A 15,984-nucleotide genomic window follows, 5' to 3' on the forward strand; every position below is an offset into this window, starting at 1 on the left:
CAACCGGCCGGCGGCGCCGGGCGCCTTGCCCGGCGGAGCGGCCGGCTGGGCAGGGGGTTCCGGGATTCTGCCATTCGCGACTGGTTGCGGTAGCATGGCGGCCGTGGCATGCGTCGGGCAAAGCAGCAGCGTCGGCGCGGTTTTTCGCTGAACTGAGGATTTCATGGCATCGTTTTCGTCTTCGACGTCACCCGCAGCTTACACGCGCACCGCGATCGCGCTCCATTGGCTGATCGCGCTGCTCATCGTGTGCGGCTTCGCGCTCGGCTGGGTGATGACGAGCATTCCCGGCTTCACGCCGACGAAGCTCAAATACTATTCGTGGCACAAGTGGATCGGCGTCACGGCGTTCGCGTTCGCGATCGTGCGCGTGCTCTGGCGCGCCACCCACGTGCCGCCGCCGATGCCGGCCGGCATGCCCGTGTGGCAGCGCGCGGGCGCGCACGCGGTGCACGCGCTCCTCTACGTGCTGATGTTCGCGATTCCCGTGACGGGCTACCTGTACAGCTCGGCCGCGAACATTCCGGTCGTCTATCTCGGGCTCGTGCCGCTGCCGCGCCTGATCGACCCCGATCCCGCGCTGAAGGCGGTGCTGAAGGCCGCGCACGTCGCGCTCAACTACGGCCTGCTCGCGCTCGTCGCCGCGCACGTCGCGGCGGCCGTCAAGCACCAATGGTTCAACCGCGACGGCGTGCTGACGCGGATGCTTCCCTTCCTCAAATAACAAGGATCGTTATGAAAGTCTCGTTCTACCGCTACATGCTTGCGGCGTTCGCCGCCGCTTCGGTCGCCGTGTCGGGCGCCGCGTTCGCGCAGGTCGATCTCGCGAAGAGCAAGGTGTCGGCCGTCTCGAAGCAGATGAACGTGCCGACGGAAGGCGTGTTCAAGAAGTTCGCCGCGCAGATCAAGTTTGATCCGGCGAAGGCCGCGCAAGGCAGCGCGCAGATGACGATCGACGTCGCGAGCTACGATCTCGGCGACCAGATGTACAACGACCAGGTCGCGGGCAAGGACTGGTTCGACGCGAAGGCGTTTCCGCAGGCGAGCTTCGTGTCGACCGCGATCGCGCCCGCGGGCGGCAACAAGTACAACGTGTCGGGCAAGCTGACGATCAAGGGCAAGACGGTGCCCGTGACCGTGCCCGTGACGATCACGCAGAACGGCGCGGCGCAGGTCTTCGACGGCGTGCTGCCGATCAAGCGCTCGACGTTCAACGTCGGCACGGGCGAATGGAAGGACACGTCCGTCGTCGCCGACGAAGTGCAGATCAAGTTTCACATCGTCGCCGCGAAATAGCGCGGGCGGCGGTTCGCACCACCCCTGCGCCGCTCGAGAGCGCGGCGCTGTCATAAGGAGATTGATTTGAACAAGCAACTGATGATCGCGGCGGGCGCGCTCGCCGCCGCACTGTCGTTCTCGGCGCACGCGGCGCCGTCGACGTACCAGTTCGATCCGAGCCACACGTATCCGAGCTTCGAGGCCGATCACTTCGGCGGCCTGTCGGTGTGGCGCGGCAAGTTCGGCCAGTCGAGCGGCACCGTGACGCTCGACCGCGCGGCGAAGACGGGCACCGTCGACGTGACGACGAAGGTCGCGTCGATCGCGACCGGCAGCCAGAAGCTCGACGAGCACCTGCAGACGCCGGACTTCTTCGATGCGGCGAAGTACCCGGAAGCGACCTACAAGGGCACGATCAAGTTCGAAGGCGACAAGCCGGCCGAAGTCGTCGGCAATCTGACGCTGCACGGCGTCACGAAGCCGCTGACGCTCAAGATCGATTCGTTCAAGTGCATGCCGCACCCGATGCTGAAGAAGGAAGTGTGCGGCGTCGACGCGGTCGGCGAGTTCAACCGCGACGACTTCGGCCTCGACTATGGCAAGCAGTACGGCTTCAAGATGAAGACGAAGCTCCTCATCTCGGCCGAAGCGGTCAAGCAGTAACGCGAAGCGACGCGATGCGCCGCCCGCGATGCGCGGCGGCTGCCTTGCTTCGGCGAACCGCCGCGTCCCGCATCGGGCGCGGCGGTTCTTTTTTGGCGCGCGCGGCGCCTGCCTATCATCGTCCGCATCCGTGCCGCGACCCGTGTTCGGGCGGCGGCGCGCGCCGGGCGTCGGATGCCGGATGCCGGATGTCGGATGTCGGATGTCGGATGTCAGGTTCGGCCAGAACGACAATCGACGGTCGTAACGATTTCAGGAGACGCCATGGATGCTGCGCCCGCGGCTTCGTCCGCTCCGGCTCCCGCCGCCGTTCCCGTTGCGCCGCGCGTGTGGCGGGCGGTCGTCGCCGCGTCGATCGGCAACGCGCTCGAATGGTTCGATCCCGTCGTCTACGGTTTCTTCGTGGTCACGATCTCCCGGCTCTTCTTCCCGACCTGCAACGCCGCCGTGTCGCTGCTCGGCACGTTCGACACGTTCGACACGTTCGGCACGTTCGGCACGTTCGACACGTTCGGCACGTTCGGCACGTTCGGCACGTTCGGCACGTTCGACACGTTCGACACGTTCGACACGTTCGACACGTTCGACACGTTCGACACGTTCGACACGTTCGACACGTTCGACACGTTCGACACGTTCGACACGTTCGACACGTTCGGCGTGTCGTTCTTCATGCGGCCCGCTCGGCGCGGTCGTGCTCGGCACCGTCGCGACTTATCTCGTGCTGTTCATGCCGACTTCCGGCGTGAAGGAGCTGGGGCTCGCGTCGTCGGCCGCGTTCGCCGCGATCCTCGTCGTCGGCGCGATCCAGATGGTCTTCGCGCCGGTGGTCGGACACTGGTCCGATCGTCATGGCCGCGTGCGGACGATGTTCGCGCTCGCGCTCGCGATCCTCGTGCCGGTCTATTCGGCGTTCGCGTGGCTTGCCGCGCATCCGACGTTCGGCGCGCTGATCGCCGTGCAGGTCGTGTTCGCGTTCCTGATGACCGGCTATTTCGCGGCGCTGCCGGGCCTGCTGCCGGAGGTCTTTTCGGTCGAGACGCGCACGACTGGCATGTCGCTCGCATACAACGTCGCGGTGACGATCTTCGGCGGGTTCGGCCCGTTCATCATCGCGTGGCTGATCCGTGCGACGGGCACGCGCACCGCGCCGAGCTTCTATCGGATCTTTGCCGCGCTCATGGGCCTCGCGGCGCTCGTCGTGCTGCGGCGGCGATTCGGGTTCCGGTAGCGGGGCGGTCGCGTCCGGCGTCGCGCGCGCTGGCGCGCACGGGTACGCGTCGGCGCGGCGGTGAACTGGAGCGGCGAGCGGGGCGGCGCGGATCGCGCGGCGCGTTTCGCAGGCGAAAAAAAGCCGGTTCGCGAGGAACCGGCTTTTTTCGTGCGACAGCGCGCTTACACCTGCGCGCCTGCGTTCGGATCGTTCGGATCGTGCGCGGTCTTCTTCTCCTTGATGAGGTCCTCGCGCTTGATGCCGAGCCACATCGCGAGCGAGCCGGCGACGAACACCGACGAGTAGATGCCGAACATGATGCCGACCGTCAGCGCGAGCGCGAAGTAGTGCAGCGTCGGGCCGCCGAAGAAGAACATCGACAGCACCATCATTTCGGTCGACGTGTGCGTGATGATCGTCCGCGACATCGTGCTCGTGATCGCGTGATTGATCACTTCCTGCACGGTCATCTTGCGCTCGCGGCGGAACGTCTCGCGGATCCGGTCGAAGATGACGACCGACTCGTTGACCGAGTAGCCGAGCACCGCGAGCACGGCGGCCAGCACGGACAGCGAGAATTCCCACTGGAAGAACGCGAAGAAGCCGAGAATGATCACGACGTCGTGCAGGTTCGCGATGATGCCGGCGACCGCGTACTTCCATTCGAAGCGGAACGACAGGTAGATCACGATGCCGACCACGACGCACGCGAGCGCGAGCAGGCCGTCGGTCGCGAGCTCCTTGCCGACCTGCGGGCCGACGAACTCGACGCGCTGCAGCGTCACGTCGGCGCTTTGCGCCTTCAGCGCGCCCATCACCTGATCGCTCTGCTGAGCGGACGTCAGGCCCTGCTTGAGCGGCAGGCGGATCAGCACGTTGCGCGACGTGCCGAAGTTCTGCACCTGCGCGTCGGCGTAGCCGAGCGTGCCGAGCGTCGCGCGCACCGGCTCGAGCTGCGCGGCCTGCTGGTACTGGACCTCGATCACCGTGCCTCCCGTGAACTCGACGGACAGATGCAGCCCGCGATGGAACAGGAAGAACACGGCGGCGAGGAACGTCACGAGCGAGATCACGTTGAAGACCAACGCGTGCCGCATGAACGGGATGTCTTTACGGATGCGGAAAAATTCCATGTTCGTCTCCGGCGCTTAATTGGACGAGCCTTGCTTGGGCGGCACGCCCGGCCCCGAACGGCGGCGCGCGACCGGCTTGCCGGTGCGCGGCGCGCCGGCCGGCTGCTTCGGCGCGGCGACGCGCGCGCCCGGTTGCGGCGCGTTCGCGCGCGCATCCTGGCCGAGCTGCGGCGCGGCGCCGGCTTCGGCGGCGGCGGGGCGCCACACCTGGCCGATCGCGAGCGACTGCAGCTTCTTGCGGCCGCCGTACCAGAGGTTCACAAGACCGCGCGAGAAGAACACTGCGGAGAACATCGACGTCAGGATGCCGATGCAGTGCACGATCGCGAAGCCGCGCACCGGACCCGAGCCGAACGCGAGCAGCGCGAGGCCGGCGATCAGTGTCGTCACGTTCGAGTCGAGAATCGTCGCCCATGCGTGCGAGTAGCCCTGCTGGATCGCGATCTGCGGCGACGCGCCGTTGCGAAGCTCTTCGCGGATGCGCTCGTTGATCAGCACATTCGAGTCGATCGCCATGCCGAGCGCGAGCGCGATGGCGGCGATGCCGGGCAGCGTGAGCGTCGCCTGCATCAGCGACAGCACCGCGATGAGCAGCAGCAGGTTCACCGACAGGCCGACCACCGACACGATGCCGAACAGCATGTAGTACGCGATCATGAACACGGCGATCGCGACGAAGCCCCAGATGACCGAGTGGAAGCCCATCTTGATGTTGTCCGCGCCGAGGCTCGGACCGATCGTGCGTTCCTCGATGATGTCCATCGGCGCGGCGAGCGAGCCCGCGCGCAAGAGCAGCGCGAGGTCGGCGGCGGCCTGCGGGGTCGGCTGGCCCGTGATCTGGAAGCGGTCGCCGAGCTCCGACTGGATCGTCGCGACGGTCAGCACCTCGCCCTTGCCCTTCTCGAACAGCACCATCGCCATCGGCTTGCCGATGTTCTCGCGCGACACCGCGCGCACCGCGCGGCCGCCCGCCGCGTCGAGGCGGATGTTCACGGACGGACGCTGATGCTCGTCGAAGCCCGCCGACGCGTCGATGATGCGGTCGCCGGTGAAGATCACCTGCTTCTTCAGCAGCACGGGCGCCTGGTTGCCTTGCGTGAACAGCTCTTCGCCCGGCGGCACCGGATCGTTCGGGTTCGGGTGCGTGTTGAGCGGATCGGCGAGGCGCGCTTCGAGCGTCGCCGTGCGGCCGATGATGTCCTTTGCCTTCGCGGTGTCCTGCACGCCCGGCAGTTCGACGACGATGCGGTCGTTTCCTTGCTGCTGCAGGATCGGCTCGGATACGCCGAGTTCGTTGACGCGGTTGTGCAGGGTCGTCAGGTTCTGCTTGAGCGCCGCTTCCTCGACGGCCTTCTGGACGGCCGGCGTGAACGTGCCGACGACCTGATAGCCGCCGCCGCCCGGCTGCGTCGCCCACTGGAGTTCGGAGACGGACGAAGCGAGCAGCTTGCGTGCCTGCTCGGCGGTGTCCTGGTCGGCGAAGTTCGCGACGACCGTCTGGTCGACGCGGTTCACGCCGCCGTCGCGGATGCCCTTGTCGCGCAGCAGCGTGCGGGCGTCGGACGCGTCGGAGTCGAGCTTCTTCGTCAGCGCGCCCGTCATGTCGACTTGCAGCAGGAAGTGGACGCCGCCGCGCAGGTCGAGGCCGAGATACATCGGCAGCGCGTGCAGCGCGGTCAGCCAGCGCGGCGACGCGCTCTGCAGGTTCAGCGCGACGACAAACTGCGGATCGTTCGGATCGGCGTTCAGCGCCTTTTGCAGCATGTCCTTCACGCGCAGCTGCGTGTCGGTGTCCTTCAGGCGCACGCGAATCGTCGCGTTGGCGCTGGAATTGTCGAACGTGATGTCGTCGGCCGGGACCTGGTTGGCCTTGAGCGCGTCCTCGACCTGCGCGAGCGTGTCGGCGCCGAGCTTGACCGTGGCCTTGCCGCTCGATACCTGCACCGCCGGCGCTTCGCCGAAGAAGTTGGGCAATGTGTACAGAAAGCCGATGGCGAGCGCCACGACCATCACCACATATTTCCAAATTGGATAACGATTCATGAGGGGGCCGAACGGGATGGTTGGCTGGAATGGCGTCGCGTCCGGCGCCGCTCGTGGCCGCGCGCTTCGCGGCGCGGGCGATGGGTGGCCGGACGCGGGGCGGGGCTTACAGCGATTTGATCGTGCCCTTCGGCAGGATGGTCGTGACGGCGGCCTTCTGCACGGTGACCTCGGTGCCTTCGGCGATCTCGACGCCGATGTACGCTTCCGACACCTTCGTCACCTTGCCGACGAGTCCGCCGCTCGTCACCACTTCGTCGCCCTTCGCCATCGCGGCGAGCATGCCGCGATGCTCTTTCTGCCGCTTCATTTGCGGACGGATCATGATGAAGTAGAGCACCGCGAACATCAGGATGAGCGGCAGGAAGCTCATCAGGCTCGATTCGGCACCGCCCGCTGCGCCTTGCGCATAGGCATTGGAAATGAACGACACGTTGGTCTCTCCGTTAGGGAAGATCGAAAAATAAGCCGGTTATTCTACCACCGGCCCTTACCGCGACAGCCGCGCAAATGCGCTTTGGTTTCAAGCTGTTAACCTCGATCCGTCAGCGTTCGCGCGCGTTGCGAAAGACAATTGTAAGGTTTTGCGGGGCGGGTGCGGCAATGGTGGTCGTCCGGCAGCGTCCCGGCGCCGCGCGTCCGGCATGACGCGGGCGCGTGCCGGGCGGGCGTTTGCGGTGCGCGACCCGCGACGCGGTGCCGCGCCCCGCCGCGCACGCCCCGTCAGTCGACGCCGCGCGCGCGGTCCTCCGCGAAGCGCTTCTGGAACGCATCGAACGTATGCGTCTCGATCGCCTCGCGGATCTCGCGCATCAGCTCGAGGTAGTAGTGCAGATTGTGGATCGTGTTGAGCTGCGCGCCGAGGATCTCGCCGACGCGGTGCAGGTGATGCAGGTAGCCGCGCGAGAAGTTCCGGCACGTGTAGCAGCCGCAGGTTTCGTCGAGCGGCTTCAGCGAGTTCTTGTGCGTCGCGTTGCGGATCTTCACGTCGCCGAAGCGCGTGAAGAGCCAGCCGTTGCGCGCGTTGCGGGTCGGCATCACGCAGTCGAACATGTCGACGCCCGCGGCGACGCCCGCGACGAGATCCTCCGGCGTGCCGACGCCCATCAGGTAGTGCGGCTTGTCGGCGGGCAGGCGCGGCGCGACGTGCTCGAGCACGCGCATCATGTCCTCCTTCGGCTCGCCGACGGAGAGCCCGCCGATCGCGAGGCCGTGGAAGCCGAGCTCGGCGAGTCCGGCGAGCGATTCGTCGCGCAGGTCCTCGAACATCCCGCCCTGGACGATCCCGAAGAGCGCGTTCGGATTGCCGAGGCGATCGAACTCGGCAAGCGAGCGCTTCGCCCAGCGCAGCGACATCCGCATCGAGTCGGCCGCTTCCTGGTGCGTCGTCGGCACGCCGTTCGTTGCATACGGCGTACATTCGTCGAACTGCATGACGATGTCGGAATTCAGCGTCTTCTGGATCTGCATCGACACTTCCGGCGACAGGAACAGCCGGTCGCCGTTGATCGGCGACGCGAACGTGACGCCGTCTTCGGTGATCTTGCGCAGATCGCCGAGCGAGAACACCTGGAAGCCGCCCGAATCGGTCAGGATCGGCTTGTTCCAGCCCATGAAGCGATGCAGCCCGCCGTGCGCGGCGATCGTCTCGAGGCCGGGGCGCAGCCACAGGTGGAACGTGTTGCCGAGGATGATCTGCGCGCGCATCTCGTCGAGCTCGCGCGGCTGCACCGCCTTCACGGTGCCGTACGTGCCGACCGGCATGAAGATCGGCGTCTCGACGACGCCGTGGTTGAGCGTCACGCGAGCGCGGCGCGCGCGGCCGTCGGTCGTCAGCAATTCGAACTTGAGGCCGCCGTGCGGGCGGATGCCCGCGGCCGTATCGTGCGATGAACCTTCGGTCATCTGTGGGACTCCTTGCCACCGGCATAGCTTTGCATGGGACCGGAGTATGCGCTAAAGCGCTGACTCCGGATCGACAAGTCCGGCGCATGTTGAAGACGCCGCCGGGGAAGCCGGCGGCGGCGAAAAAACGGGTGTCGCTTCGCGTGCCTGCGCTTGCGCACGCGGTGCAAGGCGCACGGCGCCGCGCGCCGGCATGCGTCAGCGCGCGTCGTCGCGCCGCGTGAGCAGCATCGCGTCGCCGTAGCTGAAGAAGCGGTAGCGCGCGTCGATCGCGTGCCGGTACGCGGCGCGGATCGTATCGACTCCGGCGAACGCCGACACGAGCATCAGGAGCGTCGACTTCGGCAGATGGAAATTCGTCACGAGCCGGTCGACGACGCGAAAGCGGTAGCCCGGCGTGATGAAGATGTCGGTTTCCGCGTGCGTTGCGCAAAGCGGCCGGCCGGCGGCCTCGGCGTCGCGCGCGGCCGCTTCGAGCGCGCGCATCGACGTCGTGCCGACCGCGATCACGCGGCCGCCGCGCGCGCGGGTTGCGGCGATCCTGTCGACGAGTGCGTCGGTCAGCTCGTACCACTCGCTGTGCATTTTGTGCTCGGCGAGGTTCTCGACCCGCACCGGCTGGAACGTGCCCGCGCCGACGTGCAGCGTGAGCGTCGCGCGCTCGACGCCGCGCGCATCGAGCGCGGCGAGCACCGCGTCGTCGAAGTGCAGGCCGGCCGTCGGCGCGGCGACGGCGCCCGGGTTCGCTGCGAACACCGTCTGATAGCGGGTCTCGTCGGTCGCGTCGGGCGTGTGCTCGATGTACGGCGGCAGCGGCAGCCGGCCGTGGCGCTCGATCAGCACGAGGCAGTCTTCGGGGAAGTGCAGCGTGAAGAACGGCTCGACGCGCTCGCCGACCGTCACGTCGAACGCGTCGGCGAGCGTGAGCGTCGTGCCGGGCGCGGGGCGCTTGCTCGCGCGGATCTGCGCGAGCGCGGTGCGCGCGCCCGTGACGCGCTCGATCAGCACCTCGATCCTGCCGCCGCTCGCCTTGTGGCCGAAGAAGCGCGCCTTCAGCACCTTGGTGTCGTTGAAGACGAGCAGATCGCCCGGCGCGACGCACGCGGGCAGCTCGGCGAAGCGCCGGTCGACGAGGCGCGGGGGCGCGCTCGTGTTGTCCACCTCGAGCAGGCGGCTCGCGCTGCGTTCGGGCAGCGCGGTTTGCGCGATCAGCTCGGGCGGCAGATCGAAATCGAAATCGGAAAGCGTGAACATGCGAAACGGGGTCGAGGCGGCCGGCCAAGCGGGCAAAGCGCGTAGCGGCGCACGCGAGCCGCTATGATGGCGGGGTTGCGCGGCTTGCCGACGTTGCTCGTTCGTGCGACGTGAAAGCCGCTATTGTACTTGCTAGCCTTCTACCCGATGCCAGTGCCCGTTCGCCGTTCCGTTGCCGATCCAGTCGAAGCCGACGCCTTCGCCGAAGACGCCGCGCCGGGCGCCGCCGCGCGCGGCGCGGCGCGGGACGGGACGAACTCGGGCGTGGGCGTGGGCGTGGGCGAAACGCGCGATGCGCATGGCGCTGGGGCCGCGCGGGGTGGGCGGGTGTCGGGCGACAGTCGTCGAGCGTCGAGCGGGGCGGGCGCGGCGCGCGCCGACGGCGCGCGCGATGCGGCCGGTGCGGCCGGTGCGGCGCAGGCGCGGCGCGCGGCGGCCCCGGCCGAATTCGACGCCGCCGCCGCCGCTGGCGCGCGCTCGCGGCCGCGTGCGGCCTCGCCGCGTGGCCGCACGGCCGACGGCCGCGTCGTGCCGGCCGCCGCACAGGCCGCACAGGCCGACCGCGACGTCGCGCCGGCCGCAACGGCGAAGCCTGCCGGGCGCGCGGCGAAATCCACCTCGAAATCCTCCGCCGACGCGGCCAGCGCAAAGACCGCATCGAAGCTCGTCAAGACCGCCGACAAGCTCGCGAAGCTCGGCCTCGCGCGCGACATCGATCTCGTCCTGCATCTGCCGATGCGCTACGAGGACGAAACGACGCTCACGCCGGTCCGCGAGCTGCTGCCGGGCGAGATCGCACAGACGGAAGGCGTCGTGTTCGACAACGAGATCGCCTATCGCCCGCGCCGCCAGTTGCTTGTGAAGTTGCGCGACGAATCGGACGCCGAGCTCGTGCTGCGCTTCCTGAACTTCTACGGCTCGCAGCTCAAGCAGATGGCGGTCGGCCAGCGGCTGCGCGTGCGCGGCGACGTTCGCGGCGGCTTCTTCGGCCTGGAGATGGTGCATCCGACGGTCAAGGTCGTCGAAGCGGACGCGCCGCTGCCGCAGGCGCTGACGCCCGTCTACCCGAGCACGGCGGGCGTGTCGCAGGCGTATCTGCGCAAGGCGATCGACAACGCGCTCACGCGCACGCCGCTGCCCGAGCTGCTGCCGCCCGAAGTCGCGCGCACGTATCTGGCGCCGCTCGACGTGCCGCCGCTCGCCGACGCGGTGCGCCTGCTCCATCACCCCGGCGTCGGCGCGGACGAAACGGCCCTCATCGACGGCACGCACCCGGCGTGGACGCGAATCAAGTTCGACGAGCTGCTCGCGCAGCAGTTGTCGCTCAAGCGCGCGCACGAAGAGCGCCGCACGCGCGCCGCGCCCGCGATGCCGCGCCGCGCGCGCGAAGACGGCGCGTCGCTGTCGGCGCGCCTCTACGCGGCGCTGCCGTTCCGGCTGACGGCCGCGCAGGAGCGCGTTGTCGCCGAGATCGCGCACGATCTCACGCAGCCGCACCCGATGCAGCGCCTGCTGCAAGGCGACGTCGGCAGCGGCAAGACGGTCGTCGCGGCGCTCGCCGCCGCCCAGGCGATCGACGCCGGCTACCAGGCCGCGCTGATGGCGCCGACCGAAATCCTCGCCGAGCAGCATGCGCGCAAGCTGCGCGGCTGGCTCGAGCCGCTCGGCGTGTCGGTCGCGTGGCTCGCCGGGAGCCTGAAGACGAAGGAAAAGCGCGCGGCGCTCGAGGCGGCCGCGCTCGGCACCGCGCAGCTCGTGATCGGCACGCACGCGATGATCCAGGACACGGTCGAATTTGCGCGGCTCGGGCTCGTGATCGTCGACGAGCAGCACCGCTTCGGCGTCGAGCAGCGGCTCGCGCTGCGCGCGAAGGCGGCGAACGCGGCCGACGGCGCGGCGGGCTTCCAGCCGCACCAGCTGATGATGTCGGCGACGCCGATCCCGCGCACGCTCGCGATGACGTACTACGCGGACCTCGACGTGTCGACGATCGACGAGCTGCCGCCCGGCCGCACGCCGATCCTGACGCGGCTCGTATCCGACGCGCGGCGCGACGAGGTGATCGGCCGCGTGCGCGAGGCGGCGCTCGCGGGCCGACAGGTGTACTGGGTATGCCCGCTCATCGAGGAAAGCGAGACGCTGCAGCTCCAGACGGCCGTCGAGACTTACGAGACGCTCGCCGCCGCGCTGCCGGAGCTGAAGGTCGGACTCGTGCACGGCCGGCTCGCGCCTGCGCAGAAGGCGGCGGTGATGGACGCGTTCTCGCGCAACGACGTGCAATTGCTCGTCGCGACGACGGTGATCGAAGTCGGCGTCGACGTGCCGAACGCGTCGCTGATGGTGATCGAGCATGCGGAGCGCTTCGGGCTCGCGCAATTGCACCAGCTGCGCGGGCGGGTCGGGCGCGGCACCGCCGCGTCGGTGTGCGTGCTGATGTACAGCGGGCCGTTGTCGATCGCGGGCCGCGCGCGCCTGAAGACGATGCGCGAGACGACCGACGGCTTCGAGATCGCGCGCCGCGACCTGGAGATCCGCGGCCCCGGCGAGTTCCTCGGCGCGCGCCAGTCGGGCGCGGCGATGCTGCGCTTCGCGGATCTCGAGAACGACGGCTGGCTGATCGAGCCGGCGCGGGAGGCGGCCGCGCGCCTCATCGCCGGCTACCCGGATGTCGTTGCGCAGCACCTCGCGCGCTGGCTCGGCGCGCGCGAGCAGTACCTGAAGGCCTGAGCGCGCGGCGAGCGGCTTTCGAGCGGCGTTCGTCGCGCGCCGCAACAGTGGATCTTTTCGACGAAGGTTGGCGAATCGGCCCAACCAGTGTATAAATTTAATCTATCGTCATGAAATGATTGATTAACCCGCAATGACGCTTACTGAACTGAAGTACATCGTCGCAGTCGCGCGCGAACGCCATTTCGGCCGGGCGGCCGAGGCTTGCTTTGTCAGCCAGCCGACGCTGTCGGTGGCGATCAAGAAGCTGGAAGACGAGCTGAACGTGCAGATCTTCGAGCGCGGCGCGAGCGAGGTGAGCGTGACGCCGATCGGCGACCAGATTGTCACGCAGGCACAGCGCGTGCTCGAGCAGACGTTCGCGATCAAGGAGATCGCGAAGCAGGGCAAGGACCCGCTCATCGGGCCGTTCCGGCTCGGCGTGATCTATACGATCGGCCCCTATTTGCTGCCGACGCTCGTCAAGCAGATGATCCGCCGCGTGCCGCAGATGCCGCTGATGCTGCAGGAGAACTACACGCTCAAGCTGCTCGAATTGCTGAAGCAGGGCGAGATCGACGCGGCGATCATGGCGCTGCCGTTTCCTGAAACGGGCCTGATGGTGCGGCCGCTGTACGACGAGCCGTTCGTCGTCGCGCTGCCGGCCGGGCACCCGTGGGAGGCGCGCCGCAAGATCGATGCGACCGACCTGAAGCAGGAGACGATGCTGCTGCTCGGCAACGGCCATTGCTTCCGCGATCACGTGCTCGGCGTGTGTCCCGAGCTGATGCACTTCTCGCAGACCGCGGACGGGATCCAGAAGACCTTCGAGGGCTCGTCGCTCGAGACGATCCGCCATATGGTCGCGAGCGGCGTCGGGATCACGGTGCTGCCGCGGATGTCGGTCGCCGAAGTGGGGCCGCATGCGAACGGCCCGGATGCCGAACTGCTGTCGTACGTGCCGTTCGAGGACCCGGTGCCGGATCGGCGGGTCGTGCTCGTCTGGCGCAAGAGCTTCACGCGTATGCCGGCGATCGACGCGATCAGCGAGGCGATCATCGCATGCGATCTGCCCGGCGTGTCGAAGCTCGACATCCCGGCGACGGTGAATTGAAGCGCGGCGCGTGCGGCCGGTCGGTCGCCGCGCATGAACGGGGCCTCGTGGCTCCGTTTATTTTTGCCTATCACATAGATAAAACTTATTAAATTTAAATAATCAATAGCATTGTATAAAATCCTCTGCATGGATCGGCGCGGCGCCGCCGGCCGGTCCGCACGGTTAGCGCAAGCGTCAAAGGAGGATGTCATGATGCAATCGGCATTGCAGCACGCGCGGCGGAACATTGCGCCGCGCATGACGGTCGTCAATCGTGCCAGGGCTGCCATTCGGAGCCTGCGTCCGATTGCGTTCGCTTACCTGGCGGACCGCGCATATGGCGGCTGAACGCCGCCGCATGCCGGCTTGCGTTTGCGAACCATTCGCCGCGTTGTACGCAGGAGGGATCAACCTGTTTCTTGCCCCGCAATGACGCTCCACGAACGGTGCTCGGCTTCGACGCCGGGCCGCGTGGGCGTACACGAACAAAGGAGAAATCGCATGTCGAATGAAGCGAAGTGCCCGTTCCATCACACCGCGCGCAGCGGCACGTCGAACCAGGACTGGTGGCCCAATCAGCTGGATCTGAAGATCCTGCACCAGCACTCGTCCCTGTCCGATCCGATGGACAAGGATTTCAGCTACGCGGAAGCGTTCGGGAAGCTGGACCTCGCGGCCGTGAAGAAGGATCTCCATGCGCTGATGACCACGTCGCAGGACTGGTGGCCGGCCGACTTCGGCCACTACGGCGGCTTGTTCATCCGCATGGCATGGCACAGCGCGGGCACGTACCGCACGGCCGACGGCCGCGGCGGCGCGGGCGAAGGTCAGCAGCGCTTCGCGCCGCTCAACAGTTGGCCCGACAACGCGAACCTCGACAAGGCGCGCCGGCTGCTATGGCCGATCAAGCAGAAGTACGGCCGCAACATTTCGTGGGCCGACCTGCTGATCCTGACCGGTAACGTCGCGCTGGAATCGATGGGCTTCAAGACTTTCGGCTTCGCCGGCGGCCGTGCGGACACGTGGGAGCCCGAGGACGTCTACTGGGGCTCGGAGAAGATCTGGCTGGAGCTGAGCGGCGGCCCGAACAGCCGCTACTCGGGCGACCGCGACCTCGAGAACCCGCTCGCCGCCGTGCAGATGGGCCTGATCTACGTGAACCCCGAAGGTCCGGACGGCAACCCCGATCCGGTCGCCGCGGCGCGCGACATTCGCGAAACATTTGCGCGGATGGCGATGAACGACGAAGAGACGGTCGCGCTGATCGCGGGCGGGCACACGTTCGGCAAGACTCACGGCGCGGGCGACGCATCGCTCGTCGGTCCCGAGCCTGAAGCGGCCGGGCTCGACGAGCAGGGCCTCGGCTGGAAGAGCCGTTTCGGCTCGGGCAAGGGCGCGGACGCGATCACGAGCGGGCTGGAAGTCGTGTGGACGGCCACGCCGACGCAGTGGAGCAACGGCTTCTTCGCGAACCTGTTCGGCTACGAATGGGAGCTGACGAAGAGCCCGGCCGGCGCGCACCAGTGGGTCGCGAAGGGCGCCGACGCGGTGATTCCCGATCCGTTTGATCCGTCGAAGAAGCGTCTGCCGACGATGCTGACGACCGACCTGTCGTTGCGCTTCGATCCCGCGTACGAGAAGATCTCGCGCCGCTTCTACGAGAACCCCGACCAGCTCGCCGACGCGTTCGCCCGCGCATGGTTCAAGCTGACACACCGCGACATGGGGCCGCGCGCGCGCTATCTCGGCCCGGAAGTGCCGGCCGAGGAACTGCTGTGGCAGGACCCGATTCCGGCCGTCGACCACAAGCTGATCGACGCCGCCGACATCGCCGCGCTGAAGGGCAAGATTCTCGCCTCGGGGCTGTCCGTGTCGCAACTGGTGTCGACGGCGTGGGCATCGGCGTCGACGTTCCGCGGCTCCGACAAGCGCGGCGGCGCGAACGGCGCGCGCATTCGCCTCGCGCCGCAGAAGGACTGGGAAGCGAACCAGCCCGCGCAGCTCGCGACGGTGCTCGAGACGCTCGAAGGCATCCGCGGCGCGTTCAACGGCGCGCAGACAGGCGGCAAGAAGGTGTCGCTCGCCGACCTGATCGTGCTGGCCGGTGCGGCTGGCGTCGAGCAGGCTGCGAAGAACGCGGGCCACGCGGTAACGGTGCCGTTCGCGCCGGGCCGCATGGATGCGTCGCAGGAGCAGACCGATGTCGAGGCGATGGCCGTGCTCGAGCCGGTTGCGGACGGTTTCCGCAACTACCTGAAGGGCAAGTTCACGATTCCGGCCGAGGTGCTGCTGGTCGACAAGGCGCAGTTGCTGACGCTGAGCGCACCGGAGATGACGGTGCTGCTGGGCGGCCTGCGCGTGCTGGGCGCGAACGTCGGGGATACGAAGCACGGCGTGTTCACCGCGCGTCCGGAGGCGCTGACCAACGACTTCTTCGCGAACCTGCTCGACATGGGTACGGAGTGGAAGCCCGTGTCGGACGCGAACGACGTGTTCGAAGGGCGCGATCGCGCGACGGGGCAGGTCAAGTGGACGGGCACGCGCGTTGACCTCGTGTTCGGCTCGAACTCGCAGTTGCGCGCGCTGGCCGAGGTCTACGGCAGCGCGGACGCGCAGGAGAAGTTCGTGAGCGACTTCGTCGCGGTCTGGAACAAGGTGATGAACCTCGACCGCTTCGACCTCGCGTGATCGCG

General features: G+C 67.8%; 13 protein-coding genes and 2 pseudogenes. 9 read left to right on the forward strand and 6 right to left on the reverse strand.

Features of this window, described 5'->3' with window-relative positions; all coding sequences use genetic code 11:
- Positions 1-163: 163 nt before the first annotated feature.
- The 4 genes and pseudogenes from WS62_RS20770 to WS62_RS34390 form a co-directional block, all read left to right on the forward strand.
- Complete coding sequence (locus WS62_RS20770; RefSeq protein ID WP_066574672.1) at positions 164-724, forward strand: cytochrome b; 561 nt, start codon at positions 164-166, stop codon at positions 722-724.
- A gap of 11 nt (positions 725-735) precedes the next feature.
- Positions 736-1,296, forward strand: a complete 561-nt coding sequence (locus WS62_RS20775) for a YceI family protein (RefSeq protein WP_066574679.1) — start codon at positions 736-738, stop codon at positions 1,294-1,296.
- A 66-nt stretch (positions 1,297-1,362) separates the two neighbouring features.
- Entirely contained in the window at positions 1,363-1,941 is a 579-nt protein-coding gene (locus WS62_RS20780; protein WP_066574683.1) for a YceI family protein, read from the forward strand.
- 264 nt (positions 1,942-2,205) lie between these two features.
- Positions 2,206-2,415 (forward strand): annotated as a pseudogene (locus WS62_RS34390) (MFS transporter); the annotation flags it as partial.
- On the opposite strand, the gene WS62_RS37505 reads toward WS62_RS34390, so the two are convergent.
- Entirely contained in the window at positions 2,331-2,615 is a 285-nt protein-coding gene (locus WS62_RS37505) for a hypothetical protein (protein WP_197422890.1), read from the reverse strand. The pseudogene WS62_RS34390 and the gene WS62_RS37505 sit on opposite strands and share 85 nt — an antisense overlap.
- A gap of 8 nt (positions 2,616-2,623) precedes the next feature.
- Here WS62_RS37505 and WS62_RS20785 point away from each other — a divergent pair.
- A pseudogene (locus WS62_RS20785) lies at positions 2,624-3,172 on the forward strand (MFS transporter); the annotation flags it as partial.
- A gap of 164 nt (positions 3,173-3,336) precedes the next feature.
- Here WS62_RS20785 and secF read toward each other — a convergent pair.
- The 5 genes from secF to queA all read right to left on the reverse strand — a co-directional run bounded on the left by secF (position 3,337) and on the right by queA (position 9,489).
- Positions 3,337-4,287 (reverse strand): protein translocase subunit SecF, encoded by a 951-nt coding sequence (gene secF / locus WS62_RS20790; RefSeq protein WP_059470806.1) that lies wholly within the window; start codon positions 4,285-4,287, stop codon positions 3,337-3,339.
- A 15-nt stretch (positions 4,288-4,302) separates the two neighbouring features.
- A complete protein-coding gene (secD, locus tag WS62_RS20795) occupies positions 4,303-6,330 on the reverse strand; it encodes a protein translocase subunit SecD (protein WP_066574690.1) in 2,028 nt (675 codons plus the stop codon).
- A 106-nt stretch (positions 6,331-6,436) separates the two neighbouring features.
- Positions 6,437-6,763: a preprotein translocase subunit YajC gene (yajC, locus tag WS62_RS20800; protein WP_066574693.1), complete on the reverse strand. Its 327-nt coding sequence runs from the start codon at positions 6,761-6,763 to the stop codon at positions 6,437-6,439.
- 290 nt (positions 6,764-7,053) lie between these two features.
- The gene (gene tgt / locus WS62_RS20805) at positions 7,054-8,235 is read right to left on the reverse strand and encodes a tRNA guanosine(34) transglycosylase Tgt (RefSeq protein ID WP_066487377.1); all 1,182 of its coding nucleotides are present in this window, start codon (positions 8,233-8,235) and stop codon (positions 7,054-7,056) included.
- Between the two features lie 198 nt (positions 8,236-8,433).
- Positions 8,434-9,489, reverse strand: a complete 1,056-nt coding sequence (gene queA, locus WS62_RS20810; RefSeq protein ID WP_066574695.1) for a tRNA preQ1(34) S-adenosylmethionine ribosyltransferase-isomerase QueA — start codon at positions 9,487-9,489, stop codon at positions 8,434-8,436.
- Between the two features lie 147 nt (positions 9,490-9,636).
- Between queA and recG the strand changes: the two genes are divergently transcribed.
- The 4 genes from recG (at position 9,637) to katG (ending at position 15,979) form a co-directional block, all read left to right on the forward strand.
- Entirely contained in the window at positions 9,637-12,216 is a 2,580-nt protein-coding gene (gene recG / locus WS62_RS20815) for an ATP-dependent DNA helicase RecG (RefSeq protein ID WP_066574698.1), read from the forward strand.
- Positions 12,217-12,349: 133 nt separating this feature from the next.
- On the forward strand, positions 12,350-13,309 hold the full coding sequence (locus tag WS62_RS20820) for a hydrogen peroxide-inducible genes activator (protein WP_066574701.1): 960 nt from the start codon (positions 12,350-12,352) through the stop codon (positions 13,307-13,309).
- Between the two features lie 192 nt (positions 13,310-13,501).
- Positions 13,502-13,639 carry a hypothetical protein gene (locus tag WS62_RS37510; protein ID WP_164466502.1) on the forward strand — a complete coding sequence of 46 codons (138 nt, stop codon included), beginning with the start codon at positions 13,502-13,504 and terminating at the stop codon, positions 13,637-13,639.
- A 153-nt stretch (positions 13,640-13,792) separates the two neighbouring features.
- The gene (gene katG / locus WS62_RS20830) at positions 13,793-15,979 is read left to right on the forward strand and encodes a catalase/peroxidase HPI (RefSeq protein WP_066574708.1); all 2,187 of its coding nucleotides are present in this window, start codon (positions 13,793-13,795) and stop codon (positions 15,977-15,979) included.
- Positions 15,980-15,984: the final 5 nt, after the last annotated feature.

The organism is Burkholderia sp. ABCPW 14, from assembly GCF_001523835.1.
Taxonomy (GTDB): domain Bacteria; phylum Pseudomonadota; class Gammaproteobacteria; order Burkholderiales; family Burkholderiaceae; genus Burkholderia; species Burkholderia mayonis.